At 55.9% G+C, this 623-nt stretch carries 2 protein-coding genes; both read right to left on the bottom strand.

What is annotated here, in order from left to right; all coding sequences use genetic code 11:
- Positions 1-172 (bottom strand): DUF4290 domain-containing protein (locus MoGM_RS03805; RefSeq protein ID WP_146078635.1); only part of this gene is annotated, 172 nt, incomplete at its 3' end.
- 7 nt (positions 173-179) lie between these two features.
- A partial coding sequence (locus MoGM_RS03800) for a tRNA (adenosine(37)-N6)-threonylcarbamoyltransferase complex dimerization subunit type 1 TsaB (protein WP_371410495.1) occupies positions 180-623 on the bottom strand: 444 nt, incomplete at its 5' end.

The raw sequence follows: 623 nt of genomic DNA, 5'->3' as shown, positions 1-623 counted from the left end.
GTTGCGGCACCTTGGTGGCCATCATTCTCACGATGGCCTCGGCACAGGCCTGGCGCTCCGCCCTGTCGGCCAGCGACACGGCATAGTCTACCATCTTCTGTATCTCACGGCCATATTCCGGCATCATCAGCGGTTCGCGCTGCGTGTTGTAGTCTAATCCTTTTATTTCCATAAATACGTTAAATCAGCTTTTTACTTTCCTTGGCCACGAAGTCTTTCAGATAGAACGGCACAAAATACGCCGTATCTTCCGTCTTGCCCTCCGCCATGCGCTTCTCCGCAAGCGGAAACATCCACTTGGCCAACGGCTTGACGCCCTCTATCAACCGGGCGTTCGGGTGAGCTATCGTCTCCATGCACTTGCATGCGCCGCCACCGAAGAAATATACGGGTCGCCCGTCGAGCAGCCCTTTGTATGTATCGGCAGTCACGATGTCGGCTCCCACTGGGCGTACAGCGGTCAGCGCACGGTCGTATATCCCGGCATACACTTCCATCCTGCGGGCATCTATCATCGGACATACAAGCGCATCGTCCTCAATATCATCATGCCCCAACAGCACGGGTACGCACATCAGTTCAAGCGTGGGCACGGCAATCAACGGGATGTCACGGCCGTAGCA

This window comes from Prevotella sp. MGM1 (genome assembly GCF_002933775.1).
Lineage (GTDB): Bacteria > Bacteroidota > Bacteroidia > Bacteroidales > Bacteroidaceae > Prevotella.
Note: the sequence above shows the minus strand (reverse complement) of the source record. Positions and strands in the feature narration are given on the sequence as shown.